At 71.2% G+C, this 17,969-nt stretch carries 13 protein-coding genes; 5 read left to right on the top strand and 8 right to left on the bottom strand.

The window, feature by feature from the left end:
- Positions 1–174: 174 nt before the first annotated feature.
- The 3 genes from ACZ68L_RS08820 to ACZ68L_RS08810 form a co-directional block, all read right to left on the bottom strand.
- On the bottom strand, positions 175–1,002 hold the full coding sequence (locus tag ACZ68L_RS08820) for a sugar phosphate isomerase/epimerase family protein (protein ID WP_469575393.1): 828 nt from the start codon (positions 1,000–1,002) through the stop codon (positions 175–177).
- The gene (locus tag ACZ68L_RS08815) at positions 999–2,144 is read right to left on the bottom strand and encodes a dihydrodipicolinate synthase family protein (RefSeq protein WP_469575392.1); all 1,146 of its coding nucleotides are present in this window, start codon (positions 2,142–2,144) and stop codon (positions 999–1,001) included. Before ACZ68L_RS08815 ends, ACZ68L_RS08820 begins: the two co-directional genes overlap by 4 nt.
- 119 nt (positions 2,145–2,263) lie before the next feature.
- The gene (locus ACZ68L_RS08810; protein WP_469575390.1) at positions 2,264–3,415 is read right to left on the bottom strand and encodes a Gfo/Idh/MocA family protein; all 1,152 of its coding nucleotides are present in this window, start codon (positions 3,413–3,415) and stop codon (positions 2,264–2,266) included.
- 139 nt (positions 3,416–3,554) lie between these two features.
- On the opposite strand from ACZ68L_RS08810, the gene ACZ68L_RS08805 reads away from it, so the two are divergent.
- Together ACZ68L_RS08805 and ACZ68L_RS08800 are read left to right on the top strand one after the other, a co-directional pair.
- Positions 3,555–4,661, top strand: a complete 1,107-nt coding sequence (locus ACZ68L_RS08805) for a LacI family DNA-binding transcriptional regulator (protein ID WP_469575389.1) — start codon at positions 3,555–3,557, stop codon at positions 4,659–4,661.
- Between the two features lie 113 nt (positions 4,662–4,774).
- The gene (locus tag ACZ68L_RS08800; RefSeq protein ID WP_469575387.1) at positions 4,775–5,563 is read left to right on the top strand and encodes a sugar phosphate isomerase/epimerase family protein; all 789 of its coding nucleotides are present in this window, start codon (positions 4,775–4,777) and stop codon (positions 5,561–5,563) included.
- A gap of 94 nt (positions 5,564–5,657) precedes the next feature.
- Here the strand turns inward: ACZ68L_RS08800 and ACZ68L_RS08795 are convergent, their stop codons facing one another.
- Positions 5,658–6,671: an EamA family transporter gene (locus ACZ68L_RS08795; RefSeq protein WP_469575385.1), complete on the bottom strand. Its 1,014-nt coding sequence runs from the start codon at positions 6,669–6,671 to the stop codon at positions 5,658–5,660.
- Between the two features lie 106 nt (positions 6,672–6,777).
- On the opposite strand from ACZ68L_RS08795, the gene ACZ68L_RS08790 reads away from it, so the two are divergent.
- Together ACZ68L_RS08790 and ACZ68L_RS08785 are read left to right on the top strand one after the other, a co-directional pair.
- The gene (locus ACZ68L_RS08790; RefSeq protein ID WP_469575383.1) at positions 6,778–7,692 is read left to right on the top strand and encodes a LysR family transcriptional regulator; all 915 of its coding nucleotides are present in this window, start codon (positions 6,778–6,780) and stop codon (positions 7,690–7,692) included.
- Positions 7,693–7,925: 233 nt separating this feature from the next.
- Entirely contained in the window at positions 7,926–9,791 is a 1,866-nt protein-coding gene (locus ACZ68L_RS08785; protein WP_469575382.1) for a glycoside hydrolase family 3 protein, read from the top strand.
- A gap of 147 nt (positions 9,792–9,938) precedes the next feature.
- Here ACZ68L_RS08785 and ACZ68L_RS08780 read toward each other — a convergent pair whose 3' ends face one another.
- Positions 9,939–11,408 (bottom strand): S28 family serine protease, encoded by a 1,470-nt coding sequence (locus ACZ68L_RS08780; RefSeq protein ID WP_469575381.1) that lies wholly within the window; start codon positions 11,406–11,408, stop codon positions 9,939–9,941.
- A 191-nt stretch (positions 11,409–11,599) separates the two neighbouring features.
- The gene (locus ACZ68L_RS08775) at positions 11,600–11,968 is read right to left on the bottom strand and encodes a hypothetical protein (protein ID WP_469575871.1); all 369 of its coding nucleotides are present in this window, start codon (positions 11,966–11,968) and stop codon (positions 11,600–11,602) included.
- A gap of 319 nt (positions 11,969–12,287) precedes the next feature.
- Between ACZ68L_RS08775 and ACZ68L_RS08770 the strand changes: the two genes are divergently transcribed.
- A complete protein-coding gene (locus ACZ68L_RS08770; RefSeq protein WP_469575380.1) occupies positions 12,288–12,785 on the top strand; it encodes a hypothetical protein in 498 nt (165 codons plus the stop codon).
- Between the two features lie 21 nt (positions 12,786–12,806).
- Here ACZ68L_RS08770 and ACZ68L_RS08765 read toward each other — a convergent pair whose 3' ends face one another.
- Both ACZ68L_RS08765 and ACZ68L_RS08760 read right to left on the bottom strand, forming a co-directional pair.
- Complete coding sequence (locus ACZ68L_RS08765; RefSeq protein ID WP_469575378.1) at positions 12,807–16,562, bottom strand: ABC transporter ATP-binding protein; 3,756 nt, start codon at positions 16,560–16,562, stop codon at positions 12,807–12,809.
- Positions 16,563–16,810: 248 nt separating this feature from the next.
- A complete protein-coding gene (locus tag ACZ68L_RS08760) occupies positions 16,811–17,773 on the bottom strand; it encodes a serine hydrolase (protein WP_469575376.1) in 963 nt (320 codons plus the stop codon).
- Positions 17,774–17,969 lie beyond the last annotated feature (196 nt).

The following is a 17,969-nucleotide window of genomic DNA, read 5'->3' as shown; positions in this document are numbered from 1 at the left end:
CCGAATGGGGCCCGGTCAGATGACCGGACCCCCCTCGCTTTCCCCCTCCGTCAGGGCTTCCCGAATCCCCCCGGATCCCTCCCCGGAAGCGCCCGACGACAGATATGACTCGGCGGGGTGCCGAACGGTTGCACCTCTTGACGATCTCTTTACCTTGGTGGCAAAAAGGCCCTTTCAGCAGGCGTGTTCGACGTAGCGGGACGCGACCTCGGCGAGGACTTCGGCGCCGTCGCGGGCCCAGAGGCCCTCGTTGAAGATCTCCACCTCGATCGGGCCGTCGAAGCCGGTGGCCTCGACCAGCGAACGGAACGCGCGGAAGTCCACGGCTCCGTCGCCCAGTTGCCCCCGGCCGAGCAGGACGCCCGCCGGGAGCGGGGTGATCCAGTCGGCCAGCTGGAAGGAGTGGATGCGGCCGGCCGCGCCCGCGCGGGCGATCTGGGCGGGCGCCTGGTCGTCCCACCAGATGTGGTACGTGTCGACGACCACCCCTACCTGGTCGGCGGGGAAGTGTTCCGCGATGTCCAGGGCCTGGGAGAGCGTGGAGACGACGCAGCGGTCCGAGGCGAACATCGGGTGCAGCGGTTCGATCGCGAGACGAACGCCGCGCTCGGCCGCGTACGGCGCGAGTTGCCCCAGGGCGTCGGCGATGCGTTCGCGGGCGCCGCGCAGGTCCTTGCTGCCTGCCGGGAGGCCGCCGGAGACGAGGACCAGGGTGTCGGTGGGCAGAGCCGCCGCCTCGTCGATCGCGGCGCGGTTGTCGTCCAGGGCGCGGGCCCGTTCCGCCGGGTCGAGGGCGGTGAAGAAGCCGCCCCGGCAGAGGCTGGTGACAAGGAGGCCGGAGTCGGCGAGCAGGCGGGCGGTGCGCTCGATGCCGTACTCCTGCACCGGCGCCCGCCACAGGCCCACCTTGTCGATGCCCGCCTTGACGCAGCCCTCGGCCAGTTCGGGCAGCGACCACTGCTTGACGGTCTCCTGGTTGATGGAGAGACGGCCGTCGCTCATCGGGTACCTCCGTTGACCGTGAGCAGGGCGCGCATCCGGGATGCGGCCAGTTCCGGATCGGGGAACAGGCCCAGCCGGTCGGCGAGTTCGTACGCCTTCGCCAGATGCGGCAGCGAGCGGGCGGACTGCAGGCCGCCGACCATCGTGAAGTGGTCCTGGTGCCCGGCGAGCCAGGCGAGGAACACCACACCCGTCTTGTAGAAGCGGGTCGGGGTCCGGAAGAGGTGGCGGGACAGCTCGACCGTCGGGTCGAGGAGGTCGCGGAAGCCCTGGGTGTCGCCGGTGTCCAGGACGCGTACCGCGTGTGCGGCCAGCGGGCCCAGCGGGTCGAAGATGCCGAGCAGGGCGTGGCTGAAGCCCCGGTCGTCGCCCGCGATCAGCTCGGGGTAGTTGAAGTCGTCGCCGGTGTAGCAGCGGACCCCGCCGGGCAGGCGGCGGCGTACGTCGATCTCGCGCTCGGCGTCCAGGAGCGAGATCTTGATCCCGTCGACCTTGTCCGGGTGCTCGGCGATGACCTTCAGGAACGTGTCGGTGGCGGCGTCCAGATCCGCGGAGCCCCAGTAGCCTTCCAGCGCCGGGTCGAACATCGGGCCGAGCCAGTGCAGGACGACCGGTGCGGAGGCCTGGCGCAGCAGGTGCGCGTACGTCTCCAGGTAGTCCTCCGGCCCCTTCGCCGCGGCGGCGAGCGCGCGGGAGGCCATCAGGATCGCCTGGGCGCCGCTCTCCTCGACGAGGGTGAGCTGCTCCTCGTACGCGGACCGCACCTCGGCGAGCGAGGCGGGTCCGGCGGGGAGCTGGTCGGTGCCGACGCCGCAGGCGATACGACCGCCGACCGCCCTGGCCTCGGCGGCGGAGCGGCGGATCAGTTCGGCCGCGCCCGCCCAGTCCAGACCCATGCCGCGCTGGGCGGTGTCCATCGCCTCGGCGACGCCGAGACCGTGCGACCAGAGATGGCGGCGGAAGGCGAGGGTGGCGTCCCAGTCGACGGCGGCCGGTGCGTCGGGGCTGATGTCCGCGAACGGGTCGGCGACGACATGGGCGGCGGAGAAGACCGTACGGGAGGCGAGCGGTGCGCCGCCGGGGGCGAGGTCGAGCGGGGTGGTGCGGGGCTCGTACGGGCCCTGCGGGAGGTGGATGGTCACGGGGTCGGCTCCGATACTCCGTACGCGGGGTGGATGGTCACGGGATCGCCTCCGACGTCCCGTACGCGAGGTGGCCGGTCAAGGGATCAACTTCGTTGCCCCGTGAGCCGGGTGGCTCGTCACAGCGTCAGCTCCGGCACGTCGAGGCGGCGGCCCTCGGCGGAGGACTTCAGCCCCAGTTCGGCGAGCTGCACTCCGCGGGCGCCGGCCATCAGGTCCCAGGTGTACGGCTCGTCGAGCGCGATGTGGCGCAGGAAGAGCTCCCATTGGGCCTTGAAGCCGTTGTCGAAGACGGCGTTGTCGGGGACCTCCTGCCACTGGTCGCGGAACGGTTCGGTGACCGGGAGGTCCGGGTTCCAGACCGGCTTGGGGGTGGCCGAGCGGTGCTGGACGCGGCAGTTGCGGAGTCCGGCGACGGCGGAGCCGCTCGTTCCGTCGACCTGGAACTCGACGAGTTCGTCGCGGTTGACGCGGACCGTCCAGGAGGAGTTGATCTGCGCGACGGCGCCGCTCTCCAGCTGGAAGATGCCGTACGCGGCGTCGTCGGCGGTGGCGGCGTACGGCTTGCCCTGCTCGTCCCAGCGCTGCGGGATGTGCGTCTGGACGTGCGCCTGGACGGTGGAGACCCGGCCGAACAGCTCGTGGAGCACGTACTCCCAGTGCGGGAACATGTCGACGACGATGCCGCCGCCGTCCTCGGCACGGTAGTTCCACGACGGGCGCTGGGCGTCCTGCCAGTCGCCCTCGAAGACCCAGTAGCCGAACTCGCCGCGCACGGAGAGGATCTCGCCGAAGAAGCCGCCGTCGATGAGGCGCTTCAGCTTCAGCAGGCCCGGCAGGAAGATCTTGTCCTGGACGACGCCGTGCTTGATCCCGGCGTCACGGGCCAGCCGGGCCAGTTCCAGGGCGCCCTCGACGTCCGTGGCGGTGGGCTTCTCGGTGTAGATGTGCTTGCCCGCGGCGATCGCCTTCTTGATCGCCTCGACGCGGGCCGAGGTGACCTGGGCGTCGAAGTAGATGTCGATGGTCTCGTCGGCGAGGACCGCGTCGAGGTCGGTCGACCACTCGGTCAGGCCGTGCCGGGCGGCGAGCTCCTCCAGCGCGTGCGCGCGGCGGCCGACCAGGACGGGCTCGGGCCACAGCACGTCGCCGTCGCCGAGGTCGAGGCCGCCCTGCTCACGGATGGCGAGGATCGAGCGCACCAGGTGCTGCCGGTATCCCATGCGACCCGTGACGCCGTTCATGGCGATGCGCACTGTCCTGCGTGTCACGAAAGTTCCTCCATACCCTCATAGCAAGCGCTTTCTATCGGAGATGACGCTAGCCTGCCGACAGCGGCCCGGACAAGAGGGGGCGCGCCGGCAACCTCTCTCACTCCTCTCACCCCCCGGCACTCCTCGGAGGAAAGCGATGACAGTCACCCTGGCTGATGTGGCGGCCCGCGCCCGGGTGTCCCCGGCCACCGTCTCCCGCGTGCTGAACGGCAACTACCCGGTGGCCGCGTCCACCCGGGAGCGGGTGCTGCGTGCGGTGGACGACCTGGACTACGTGCTCAACGGCCCCGCGAGCTCACTGGCCGCGGCCGCGTCCGACCTGGTCGGCATCCTGGTCAACGACATCGCCGACCCGTTCTTCGGGATCATGGCGGGGGCGGCGCAGACGGAGATCGGCGGGCCGGGGGACGGTTCGGGCCGGGCGGGCGGCGAGAAGCTCGCCGTCGTCTGCAACACCGGCGGCTCCCCCGAGCGCGAGCTGACCTATCTCACCCTCCTCCAGCGCCAGCGCGCCGCCGCCGTCGTCCTGACCGGCGGCGCCGTGGAGGATCCGGTGCACCAGGCGGCGGTCTCCGCCAAGCTGGCGAAACTCGCGGACGCGGGCACCCGGGTGGTGCTGTGCGGGCGGCCCCCGCTGCCGGACAGCGAGGCCGTCGTGGCCGCGCTCGCCTTCGACAACCGCGGCGGCGGGCGGCGCCTCACCGAGCATCTGCTCTCGCTCGGCCACCGACGGATCGGCTATGTCGCGGGCCCGCTGGAGCGTACGACGACCCGTCACCGGCTCGAAGGTCACCGCGAAGCGATGAGGGCGGCGGGGCTCGTCGGCGACGGACGGGGTACGGAGGGGAGTCCGGCGCACGCGTACGACCAGGAGCGGCTCACCGTCCACGGCCCCTACGACCGCCGCTCCGGCTACGACGCCACCCTCGAACTCCTGCGCCGCGAGCCCGAGGTGACGGCCGTCGTCGCCGCCAACGACACGGTGGCGCTGGGTGCCGGTGCGGCGATCCGGGACCGGGGCCTGCGCATCCCCGAGGACGTCTCGGTGGCGGGGTTCGACGATCTGCCGTTCTCGGTGGACGCGGTCCCGGCGCTGACGACCGTACGGCTGCCGCTCTTCGAGGCGGGCGCGCGGGCGGGGCGGCTGGCGATGGGCAAGGAGGCGCCGCCGCCGGGCGGCATCGCGACGATCGCGGCCGAGCTGATGGTGCGGGGGTCGACGGCGCCGCCGCGGGCGGTGTGAGGCCGCACCCCGGGGCCGGGGGTACCGGCAGGGCGGGACCCGGCGTCATGATGTGCCGGCCACCGTCCGGTCCGCGCGGGGCGGTGGCACGTACCGACGGAAGGAACACGCACATGAAGCTCGCCTTCTCGACCCTCGGAGTGCCGGGGATGCCGATGGCCGATGTCGTCCGGCTCGCCGCCGAGCACGGCTATCAGGGGGTGGAACTGCGCGCCCACCCCGAGGAACCGGTGCATCCCGGTCTTTCGGCACCCGAACGGGCCCACGTCGTCGAGGAGTTCAGGAAGGGCGGCGTCGACATCCTGACCGTCGCCGGGTATGTCCGGGCCGCGGCCGAGGGGGACGACCGGCCCGTGCTGGACGAACTCGCCGGACTGGTGGAGCTGGCCCACGACCTGGGTGCGCAGCACGTCCGGGTCTTCCCGGGCGGCGGTGACCAGGACCCCGCCGCGGCCGACGCGACCGCCGCCCGACGGCTGGGCGCCGCCGCTCCGCACGCCGCCGACCAGGGCGTACGCATCCTGCTCGAAACCCATGACTCGCACCGGGCGGGCGCCGACGTGGCCCGGATCGTCGGAACGGTCGGACACCGGCAGGTCGGCGCGCTGTGGGACATCATGCACACCTGGCTGGCGGGCGAGGAACCGGCCGCCAGCCACGCCGTGCTGGCCCCGCACCTGGCCTACGTACAGGTGAAGGACATCGCCTCGGCCCAGGACACCGAACCGTTGGCGCTGGGCGCCGGGGTGCTGCCCCTGCGGGACTGCCTGGACACGCTGGACCCGGACAGCTGGGTCTGCTGGGAGTACGAGAAGCGGTGGCACCCGGGGGCGGCGGAGCTGCCGGGGCTGCTCGACGCGGGACGGGAGCATCTGCTGCGGCTGGGGGCGCTCAAGTCGTAGGCGGACGCGGACGCGGCCATGGCTGCAGCAGCGGACGCGGTCACGGCCGCAGTTGCAGTCGCAGTCACGGCCGCATCCCCAGTCACGGTCGCGTTCAGACCCGCGCCTTTGGCCGCGGTTCCGGTTCCGGTTCCGGTTCCGGTTCCGGTTCCGGTTCCCTCTCCGACCCCTGCTCCGGTTCCGGTTCCCGCTCCGGCCCCTGCTCCGGTTCCGGTACCTCTTCCAACACCTCCGGTACCGCGGCGCGGGTCCGGCGCGCCCCCGCCAGCGATGTCAGGGCCACCCCGCCCACCAGCAGCGCCGCCGCGCACCACCGCAGCGGGCTCACCGACTCGCCGAGGAACAGCGCGGCCGAGGACATCCCGAAGACCGGGACGAGCAGGGTGAACGGGGCCACCGACGATGCCGGGTGGTGGCGCAGCAGGAAGCCCCAGGCCCCGAAGCCGAAGACGGTGGTGATCCAGGCGACGTAGACGATGATTCCGACGCCGCTCCAGTCGAGCGCGGACAACGCGTCGGCATCGCGGTCCCAGCCCTCGAAGAGGAGGGAGAGGCCGAGCAGCGGGAGCACGGGGACGGTCGAGACCCAGACCATGAAGTTGAGGGAGTCGGGCGGCGCGGCCTTGCGGGTGAGCACATTGGACACCCCCCAGCAGGCCGCCGCCGCGATCACCAGGACGAAGGCGAGCACGGGCCCGCTCGCGCCCTCGTCGACCGCCGCCACGCCGATGCCCGCCAGCGCCACCCCCATCCCCAATATGCGCGTTCTTCCGGGACGTTCGCCCAGCGCGAGTGCCGCGAAGAGGGCCGTGAAGACCGCCTGGACCTGGAGCACCAGGGAGGAGAGGCCGGCGGGCATGCCTCGGTCCATGCCGATGAAGAGCAGACCGAACTTCGCCACTCCGAGGACGAGCCCGACACCCACGATCCACTTCCAGGCGACCTTGGGCCGGCCGACGAAGAAGACCGCGGGCAGCGCGGCGACCAGAAAGCGCAGGGCGGAGAAGAGCAGCGGCGGGAAGTGCCCGAGGCCGATCTCGATGACGACGAAATTGACACCCCAGACGGCGGCCACCAGGGCGGCCAGGGCGATGTGGAGGGGACGCATGCACCGAGGATCGCCCGCACGGACCATGTAGCACCAGCACGGATTCCTTCATGGTGGAATTGAGCGTTGCTAATGAATCGCGAGATTCCACGTCCGGGAGGTTCCGGTGCTCGATCTGTCCCGGCTGCGCGCACTGCACGCCATCTCCGTCCACGGCTCCGTCGCGGGCGCGGCTGCCGCGCTCGGCTACACCCCGTCGGCGGTTTCGCAACAGATCACCAAGCTGGAACGGGAGACCCGCACGACGCTCCTCGAACGCCGCGGACGCGGTGTCGCGCTGACCGAGGAGGCGCTCCATCTCGCCGCGACGGCCCAGCAGTTGCTGGCGATCATGGAATGCGCGGAGACCACGCTGGAGGAGCGCAGGGGGCTGCCGACCGGGCGGCTGTCGATCGGCGCGTTCGCCTCCGCGGCGCGCGGACTGCTGCCCGGGGTGCTGGCCGGGCTGGAACGGGACCACCCCGCCCTGGATATCCGGATGACCGAGGTCGATCCGCACCTCTCGGTCGATCTGGTGGCCAAGGGCGTGATCGATCTGGCGGTCGCGCACGACTGGGACATCGCCCCGCTGCCCGCTCCCGACGGTGTGGCGCAGGCGGTGATCGGTGACGACCAGTGCGATCTGCTGGTGCCCGAGGACCATCGGCTCGCCGGGCGGGACGCGGTGCGGCGCGAGGAGCTCGCGAAGGAGCGGTGGATCTGCCAGCCGCCGGGGACGGTCTGCCACGACTGGCTCGTACGGACGCTGCGTGCGGCGGGATACGAGCCCGACATCCGGCACCAGGCGGAGGAGAACCACACCCAACTGGCCCTGATCGCCGCCGGTCTCGGGGTCGCGATGATCCCCCGGCTGGGGCTGGGGCCGCTGCCGACGGGGGTGGTGGCGGTGCCGCTCGCCCCCGTACCGGTGCGTCGGCTGTACGCGTTGTGGCGTACGGAGGCGGCCCGGCGGCCCGCTATCACGGCGGCCGTGTCGGCACTCCAGGCGCACGGGGCGGCAGTGGGACTTCGACAGGGCTGAGGCAGAGCTCCGGCGGCAGGGTCGCGGTGCGAGCCGTGCAGGGGATCCGCAGAGGCTGCGGCGGGGCTTCGCGACCGGGGCCGCGCCGCCGCGTCCACGGGCGCCGAGTCAAGCACCGGGCAGGCTCAAAACGGTCCAGGCCCTTGACCGGAAGTTATTTTCTGTATATCCGTGCTCCTTGGAAGTTTCTTTCACCTTCTCTCTCGTCCCCGAGTACGGCCGAAGGAGCTCACGTGCACCACCGCACCTCCAGACGCAGCCTTCTCACCGCCACCGCCGCGACGGCCGCGGTCGCCGTCACCGGCGGCGTCATCGCCCCCGGCGCCGTCGCCGCCCAGAGGTCCGCGAGCAGCGGGCACAGCGGCGGTCAGCAGAACTCAGCCGCCACCACCCAGCGCCTCAAGCGGCTCATCTCCCGGATGACCCTGGAGGAGAAGGTCGGACAGCTCTTCGTGATGCGGGTGTACGGGCACTCCGCCACCGAGCCCGACCAGGCCGACATCGACGCCAACCTGGCCGAGATCGGCGTCCGCACCGCCGCCGAGATGATCGCCAAGTACCACGTCGGCGGAATCATCTACTTCGCCTGGGCGCACAACACGCGCGACCCGCACCAGATCGCCGACCTCTCCAACGGCATCCAGCGCGCCGGCCTCGCCGGCCCGACTCCCCTGCCGCTCCTCGTCTCCACCGACCAGGAGCACGGCATCGTCTGCCGCGTCGGCGAGCCCGCCACCTTGATGCCCGGCGCGATGGCGCTGGGTGCCGGCGGCTCGCGCTCCGACGCCCGCAAGGCCGGGCAGATCGCGGGCGCCGAACTGGCGGCGATCGGCATCAACCAGAACTACGCCCCGGACGCCGATGTCAACGTCAACCCGGCCAACCCGGTCATCGGCGTACGGTCCTTCGGATCCGACCCCCAGTCCGTGGCCGGGATGGTCGCCGCGCAGGTGAAGGGGTATCAGAGCAGCGGGATCGCCTCGACCGCCAAGCACTTCCCGGGCCACGGCGACACCAGCACCGACAGCCATACCGGTCTGCCCGTCATCCGCCACACCCGGGAGCAGTGGGCGGAGCTGGACGAACCGCCGTTCCGGGCCGCGATCGCCGCGGGCATCGACTCGATCATGACCGCGCACATCGTGGTCCCGGCGCTGGATCCGGCCGAGGACCCGGCGACGCTCTCCCGTCCGATCCTCACCGGCATCCTGCGCGAGGAGCTCGGCTACGACGGGGTCGTGGTGACCGACTCGCTCGGCATGGAGGGCGTGCGGACGAAGTACGGCGACGAGCGCGTGCCGGTCCTCGCCCTTCTGGCGGGCGTCGACCAGCTGCTCAACCCGCCGAACCTGGGCGTCTCCTGGAACGCCGTCCTGGAGGCCGTGAAGAGCGGTGAGATCAGCGAGGCCAGGATCGAGGAATCGATCCTGCGCATCCTGCGGCTGAAGACGAAGCTCGGGCTGTTCGACGACCCGTTCGTCAGCCACAAGGGCGTGGACCACACCGTGGGGACCCGGGCCCATCTCGCCGCCGCCGACCGGATCGCCGAGCGCACCACCACGCTGCTCGCCAACGACGGCGCGGTGCTGCCGCTCTCGCGCCGCTCCCACAAGAACCTCCTCGTGGTCGGCGCCGACCCGGCCTCCCCGTCCGGCACCACCGGACCGCCGACCACCACCCTGGCCACCGCCTTCGGTGAACTGGGTCACACGGCAACGGCGCTGTCCACCGGTACCGCCCCCACCAAGGCGAAGATCGACGAGGCGGTGGCGGCCGCACAGGGCAAGGACGCGGTGATCGTCGGGACGTACAACGTCACGGCGACCAGCTCGCAGCGCACCCTGGTGAGCGCCCTCGCGGCCACCGGCATCCCGGTGATCACGGTCGCGATCCGCAATCCGTACGACGTCGCCCAGCTGGCCGGGACCGGGTTCGCGGCGAACCTGGCCACGTACTCCTGGACCGATGTCGAACTGCGCGCCGCCGCCCGCGTGATCGCGGGCCGCGTAGAGCCGGAGGGCACGCTGCCGGTGCCCGTGCAGCGCGCCGACGACCCGGCGCGGGTGCTGTACCCGGTCGGTCACGGGCTGACGTACTAGGGTCCTTCGTCTGGGATCAGCCCGGCGTGATCCTGAACGAAAGCCCCCGGTCCCGGGAATTCGCCGAACCGGGAAGGGGCTGTGCTCGCGCACAGCCCCTTCCCTCCCCGCGAGGACGGCCTCACGAGGACCGCTTCTCAGCAACCGCTACGGACGCAGCCCGCGCTCGCTCGTCACGTCCCGCTTGTCGAGCCGCGCGTCGAACTTCGCGAGCGGCTTCGCCTTCGCCGGGTCCTCCCGCACGGCGGCCGGTGCGACGCCCGCCCAGCGCAGAATGGCGGCGGTGGCCGTCGCCTTGTCATCCGCGTCGAGCCCTGCCACGTTGGAGCCGTGGTTGCCGCCCGCCACGGTCATGACATAGCTGTCACGGGCGCCCGCTCCGAGCCGGAAGGGCTCGGCACCCCACGGGTCGTTCTGCCCGTACACGTACAGCATGTGGTTGGCGTGACGCTTCACCCAGTTGTCGACGTCACGCATCACCGACGGCTGGAACTTCATCGGGATGGAGCGCGGCACGAAGGTGCGCGGCGGCTGGTATCCGTACCGGCTCAGCTTGCCGAGCCACGGCTGCTTGATGTTCGGGGAACCGAGCTGGGTGCCCGCCTGGTAGTAGTACGGGGTGTACTTCTCCAGGCCCTGGTCGGCGTAGGCGGAGAACCCGGAGATCGAGTCGATCGAGTCCCAGATCGCCTGGTCGGGGGCGTTCTTGGCGTCGGCGGGGATGGTGTCGCAGTCGGACAGCAGACTGTACTGCCAGTACGCCCAGACGTAGTCCATGACGACAGCCTCGTACGCCCGGTCGAGCGAGCCGACGGTGTCGAAGGTGTAGCTGTTCGCGGCGGCGTACTCCTGGTACTTCTTCTCCAGCGGCCCGCGGCGGACCAGCGCCTCGCGCTGCACCCCGTTCAGCTTGTCGCGGCACTCCTTGGTGCCGACGTTCTCGAAGAACCGGTCGTACGCCGAGTCCTCCTTGTTGACCACGTCGTTGGGCGCGACGTACGCGACGACGCCGTCCATGTCCTCGGGGTAGAAGCGCTCGAAGTACGTGGCGGTCATGCCGCCCTTGGAGCCGCCGGTGGTCAGCCAGTTCTTGGTGTAGATCTGCTTCAGCGCGGTGAAGACGCGGTGCTGGTCGCTGGCGGCCTGCCAGATGTCGAGCTTGGACCAGTCGGCGGGCGCCGGGCGGGACGGGGTGAAGAAACGGTACTCCAGGGAGACCTGGTTGCCGTCGACGATCCGGGTCGGCTCGGAACGGCCGGGGTTCGTGGAGACGTTGTAGCCACTGGTGTAGAAGACCGTCGGGCGGGACGTGTCCTTGTGCAGCAGGGTGATGCGCTGCTGGAAGGTGCCCTTGGACGGGTTCCGGTGGTCGATCGGCTGGGTGTAGTTGAGGACGAAGTAGCGGTAGCCCGCGTACGGCTTCTCCTCGATGAGACTCATTCCCGGGATGGCCAGGATGCGGTCCTTGATGTCCGTACTCGTGCCGTCGTCGCCGACGGCCGTGCTCCGGAACGCGGCCGGTTCCGCGGCGGTGGCCGCCCCGGCCGAGGCACCCGTCGCACTCACCGTGCCGATGAGCACCGCGAGTGACAGGAACCCTCTGAGCGCCTTGCGCATGCACCCTCCCCATGATTCACAACATTCGTCGTGAACCTAGCGGGGCAACACCGGCACCGCCAGACCCTGTTGTCATGGGAAAGATTCCGGGGGAGAGATGCCGGGGAAAGCCACGGTCCCGGGCCGTCGGTCCTCGTCGGCCGCTCCGGCCGCCGTCGTCGGCCGGACCGACGGAGGTCGGCCCGCCCGCCTCAGCAGAGAATCCAGCCCGTGGAACCGGACTTCCCCGAAATCGTGGCCGAGGCCCGGACGCACCGGTTCAGCGCGTGGACCGTCACCGGGCCGGCCTGCCTGGTGTAACTGCCGCTGTCGACGACGGGGCTGCCGCCGCGCGGCTGGATCGTCACGGACATCTTGCGGCGCGGGCCCGGCTTCTTGGCGACCGCGACGGCGCAGGCGTAGGAGCGGCTCTTGTAGACGCGTAGCTCACCGGTCTTGAACGGGACCGCCTTCGCGAGGCGCCCGGGGCAGGCCGTCGCAGCTTGGGCGCTGCTCGCCGCGGTGCCGCTGAGCAGCAGACCTGCGGTCACCAGCGGCAGGACGAACAGGTATACGAGCATCCGGCGCCCGATGCCGCGTCCGCCCCCGCCGACCGCTCCGGCCACAACGCCGGCGTCGACCACATCAGCCGCACCGGTCGCATCGAGTGCTCCGGTCCCTCCGGCCTCTCCGGTCCCTCCGGCCTCTCCGGTCCTTCTGATCACCAGCAGCCCCATCAGCTAATCGAACATTTACGCCCTCGCTCGGTACATACGCACACATGCGTACGACGCAGGAGGTCATCCGAAGGTTGCATCCGGCGTGCTCCGCCTCCCGGGCAACCAAATCGCCACAGCATGGCTCCAACCAGGCAGAGCCACACGAAAGGCAGGAACTGCCATGCTCCAACTCCGCAGTGCACAAGGCCCCCTCGGCCGGCGCGTCGTCGGAAAGACGTTGCTCGCCACCGCACTCCTCTCCGTCGTCGCCGTGGTCCCGGCCGCCGCGTCGGCCCCGCAGGCGCCGGTGGTCGCGGCGCCGGTACGCAGCGACGCCGGAACCCCGGCCTACCAGCAGGTGGCCCACTTCTACGGTGCCTACATCGATGCCGCCACGGTGGAGGGCGGCGGCAAGCTCGCCACCGCCCTGAGGTCGTTCTACCTGACGCCCCACCTGCGCACCCAGCTGAACACCTGGGAGAAGCGCAACCACGCGGACGGTGTGCTCCGCGCCCAGAACACCCCGCTCGCCTTCCGGGTCACCCCGGACGAGAGCGGGGCGGGCCACACGTGGTCGAAGGTGCGGCTCACCTGGAGCAAGGGCAGGCACCCCACGTACACGTATCTGACCGTGCGGTCGGACCTGCGGACCGGCAGGATCTCCGGCATCAGCGGGTGAACGGGTGGGCGGGCCCGCGGTTCACACCCCGGCGGGCTCGTCCTCCCCGATGAACGTGCGCCACAGCAGGGCGTAGTGCCCGTCGCGGGCGAGGAGTTCGTCGTGCGTGCCGTCCTCGACGACCCGGCCGTGGTCCATCACCACGACCCGGTCGGCGCGGGCCGCGGTGGTCAGCCGGTGGGCGACGACCAGGGTGGTGCGCCGGCCGGTGAGCCGGTCGGTCGCCTGGTTGACCAGGGCCTCGCTGGCCAGGTCGAGGGAGGCGGTCGCCTCGTCGAGCAGCAGGACGTCGGGGTCGACGAGTTCGGCGCGGGCGAGGGCGATCAGCTGACGCTGCCCGGCCGAGAGGTTGCGGCCCCGCTCGGCGACCTCGTGCAGATACCCGCCGTCCAGGGTGGCGATCATGTCGTGGGCGCCCACCGCCCGCGCGGCCGCCTCCACCTGAGCGTCGGTGGCCTCGGGCCGCCCGTACGCGATGGCGTCGCGGACCGTTCCGGCGAAGAGGTACGCCTCCTGCGGCACGACTCCGAGCCGGTGCCGGTACGCGGTGAGGTCGAGCCGGCGCAGATCGGTGCCGTCCGCGGTGACCCGGCCGCCCGTCGGGTCGTAGAACCGGGCGACGAGCTTGACGAGGGTGGACTTCCCGGCGCCCGTCTCGCCGACGAACGCGACCGTCTGGCCGGCCGGTATCCGCAGGTCGACCCCGATCAGGGCCTCCTCGGCGTCGTCACCCGAGCCGTAGGCGAAGGTCACGTCCTCGAAGGCGATCTCGCCGCGCAGCGACAGCACGTCCAGCGGTTCGTCCGCGGCGTCGGTGGAAGTCGGCTCGCGCAGCAGTTCCTGGATGCGGCCGAGGGAGACGGTGGCCTGCTGGTAACCGTCGAAGACCTGGGAGAGCTGCTGCACCGGGGCGAAGAACAGGTCGATGTAGAGGAGGTACGCGACCAGCGCACCGGTGGTGAGCGTGCCGTGGTCGACCCGGCCCGCGCCGACGATCAGGACGGCGGCCGCGGCCACCGACGACAGCAGCTGCACGAACGGGAAGTAGACCGATATCAGCCACTGGCCGCGGACCCTCGCCCGGCGGTAGTGGTCGCTGCGCTCCGCGAACCGGTCCGCGCCGTCGCGCTCGCGGCGGAACGCCTGCACGATCCGCAGTCCGGAGACGGACTCCTGGAGGTCGGCGTTGACGACACTGATGCGCTCGCGGGCCAGCTCGTACGCCTTGACGCTCTTGCGGCGGAAGAAGAACGTGCCGACGATCAGCGCCGGCAGCGTGGCGAACACGACGAGGGCCAGCGACACGTCGAGGACCAGCAGGGCGACCATGATGCCGAAGAAGGTGACGACGGAGACGAAGGCCGTGACCAGACCGGTCTGCAGGAACGTCGACAGCGCGTCCACGTCCGTCGTCATCCGGGTCATGATGCGTCCGGTCAGCTCGCGCTCGTAGTAGTCCAGGCCGAGCCGCTGGAGCTGCGCGAAGATCTTCAGCCGCAGTGAGTACAGCACCCGCTCGCCGGTGCGGCCCGTCATCCGGTTCTCGCCGATCTGCGCCGCCCACTGCACGAGCACGACCACCAGGGCCAGCGCGGAGGCCGCCCAGACGGCACCGAGGGCGAGCTGGGAGACACCCTGGTCGATGCCGTGCCGGATCAGTACGGGCAGCAGGAGTCCGGCGCCCGCGTCCACCGCCACCAGGGCCAGGCTCGCCAGGAGCGGCAGCCCGAAGCCGCGCAGCAGCCTGCGCAGGCCGTACGACTCCTCGGCGCGGACGGCCCTCGCCTCGTCGATGTCGGGTGTGTCGGTGGCCGGTGGCAGGGCCTCGACCTGGGCGAGCAGCTCGGGGGTCGCGGGCATGCCGGCCGCCCCGGAGTCGCGCGGCTCGTCCTTGCGGATCCACAGGTGGGGACTGATGCCGCGCTCGGCGTCGAACGCGGCGTCCAGCTCCTCCTGGAGCGCGCGGTCGTCCTCGGGGGTGGTGTCGGCGGCGGCGGTCAGCGGGTGGTGTCCGGGTGAGGTGCCACCCAGCTCGTCCGGGTCGGTGAGCAGCCGCCGGTAGAGCGCGCAGCGGCGCTCCAGCTCCTCGTGCGTACCGATGTCGGCGAGCCTGCCGTGCTCCAGCACGGCGATCCGGTCGGCGAGACCGAGGGTGGAGCGGCGGTGGGCGATCAGCAGGGTCGTCCGCCCGGCCATCACCTGGCGCAGTGCCTCGTGGATCTCGTGCTCGACGCGGGCGTCGACGGCGGAGGTGGCGTCGTCGAGGAGGAGCAGCCGGGGGTCGGTGAGGATGGCGCGGGCGAGCGCGACGCGCTGGCGCTGGCCGCCGGAGAGGGTGAGTCCGTGCTCGCCGACCTTGGTGTCGTAGCCCCCGGGCAGGTCCGCGATGAACCGGTCGGCCTGGGCGGCGCGGGCCGCCTGCTCGATCTGTTCCTGCGTGGCGTCCGGGACTCCGTAGGCGATGTTGGCGCGGACGGTGTCGGAGAACAGGAAGCTGTCCTCCGGCACGAGGCCGATGGCGGCACGCAGGGACCGCTGGGTCAGCTCGCGGACGTCGTGGCCGCCGACCAGGACGGCGCCGTGCGTCACGTCGTAGAAGCGGGGCAGCAGCAGCGAGACGGTGGACTTGCCGCTGCCGGACGCGCCGACGACGGCGACGGTCTCACCGGGCTCGATGGTCAGCGAGAACCCGTCGAGGACGGGGCGGTCGTCGGCGTAGCCGAACCGTACGTCGTCGAACTCGACGCTCGCGGGGGCGTCGGCCGGGAGTTCCTTGGTGCCGTCCTTGATGGCCGGCTCGGTGTCGATCAGCTCCAGTACGCGCTCGACGCCGGCACGGGCCTGCTGTCCGACGGTGAGGACCATGGCGAGCATCCGGACCGGGCCGACGAGCTGGGCGAGGTAGGTGGAGAAGGCGACGAACGTGCCGAGGGTGATCTCGCCCCGGGTGGCGAGCCAGCCGCCGAGGGCCAGCATCGCGACCTGGCCGAGCGCGGGGACGGCCTGGAGCGCCGGGGTGTAGCGGGAGTTCAACCGGATCGTCCGCAGCCGTCCGGCGAACAGCTTGCGGCCGACCTCGCGCAGTTTGCCGGTCTCCTGGTCCTCCTGCCCGAAGCCCTTGACGACCCGGACCCCGGAGACGGCCCCGTCGACGACTCCGGCGACGGCGGCGGCCTGCCCCTGGGCGTACCACGTGGCGGGGAAGAGGCGGGCGCGGGAACGGCGGGCGATGTACCAGAGGGCGGGCGCGACGGCGATCGCGACCAGGGTGAGCAGGGGCGAGAGCCACGCCATGATCACCAGGGAGATGAGGAAGAGCAGCACGTTCCCGATGGTCATCGGAAGCATGAACAGAAGTCCCTGGATCAGCTGGAGGTCGCTGGTGGCGCGCCCGACGACCTGCCCGGTGGACAGCTCGTCCTGCCGCTTGCCGTCGAGGCGGGTGATCGTCCCGTACATCTCGGTACGGAGGTCGTGCTGTACGTCGAGGGCGAGCCGGCCGCCGTAGTAGCGGCGGATGTACGTGGATATGTACACCAGCACGGCGGCGACTATGAGGAGTCCGGTCCAGACGGCGAGGGAACGCGTGTGGTCGACGACGACATCGTCGATGATCACCTTGGTGATCAGCGGGACGAGCGCCATCACCGCCATGCCGGCCAGCGACGAGCCGAGCGCCAGCAGCACATTGCGCCGGTAGCGCCATGCGTAGCCGATCAGCCGCCGAGCCCAGCCCGAGGCCTGCGCCGCGCCCTCCGCCTGCCCTGCGTCCGTCACCGGTACCTCCCCGTTCGACCTGCTCTACCGGAAGGCACCAACGCGCTGGGCAGCGGATTTCATCCCGCTGTTACAAAAGACGGTCCCTTCGGCGTAGGTCCGATGCGACGAAAGGCACTACGCCCGGTTGCGTCAGCCCGGGGAGCCGGGGCCGCTGTGCCGGGCGAGGGCGGCCCGGCCCGCCGTCTCCCCGATCGCCGGACGAGCATGCCGCGTCCGGCGATCGAGGGCGGCTTCGGACGCGTCCGCTACGACTGCGGCGTCGCGGTGAGCATCCGTACGGCCGGTGCCTCCGGCACCGCGGGCACCGCCTCCTGCGGGGCGGCGGGCGGGGCGACGGTGGACTTCGTGGCGACGGCCGGGTTGAGGTCCTTGTGCACGGCGCGGGCGACGGCCTGGATGGTGTTGATGCCGTCGTTCATCGTCTTGTTGTCCTGGGTGAGCACGGTGATCGCGTAGTCGTGCCCCTTGCCCGTGAAGGCGCCGATGCTGTGCACCCGCCAGCCGTGGGTGGCGCGCGGCAGCCAGCCGTTCTTGACCTGGACGGTCACGCCGGACGGCGCGCCGGCGGGCGTGCCCCAGCGCTGCGAGGAGACGACCTTGCGCATCAGGCCCAGCTCATAGGAGCGCGCGTTGTCGCTCAGCACGGAGTTCTTCGCGGTCAGCAGGGTCAGCAGCCGCTGCTCGTCCTGGGCGGTGATCTGGGTCAGTCCCCAGTAGCCACCGGAGCCGGGCACGGTGTGCGTCATCCCGGCGGCCTTCAGGAACGCCTTGACCTTGGTCACCCCGAGCTGCTTCCACAGACTGGTGGTCGCGTCGTTGTCGGACTTGGTGATCATGGCGGTGGTGAGGTTGATCTCGCGCTGGGTGAGATAGCGGTTGTGCTTCTTGTTGTCCCAGAGCAGCGTGGCCAGCACGGTCGCCTTCACGACACTGGCCGAGTCGTACTTCGTCGTCGCCCGCAGGGAGCAGTTCGTCTTGGTGGTCCGGTCGTAGAGGGCCACGGCCGTCGTCGACTTCCGGCCCTTGAGCGCGGCGGTGATGTCCTTCGACAGCTTGGCGGCCAGCCCCGCCTTGCCGGACGTGCAGCTCACCGTCGGCGTCGCGGCGGCGGCGGGTGCGGCGCCGAGCGCCACGGGTGCGAGCACGCCCGCCGCGAGCGCGACGGACAGCGCGCCCCGTGCACGGCGGGTTATGTGGGATCCAGTCATGAGGCTTCCGTCCCCTGAGTCATCTGTACGGGCGCGCCCCCGGCACGCCCGACACAGATGACTCCCGACGGACCGGAAAGTTGTAGGGAACACGGTCCAATTGGCCAGGACTTGACGTTCAAAGGCCCGATGCCTGCGCCGGGACGTTCGCGGCGTCCGGGACCGGGGTAGTCAGTGGTCGCAGTCGTCGGCCGGC

The sequence above is a fragment of the Streptomyces sp. NPDC104309 genome (assembly GCF_055584025.1).
Note: the sequence above shows the minus strand (reverse complement) of the source record. Positions and strands in the feature narration are given on the sequence as shown.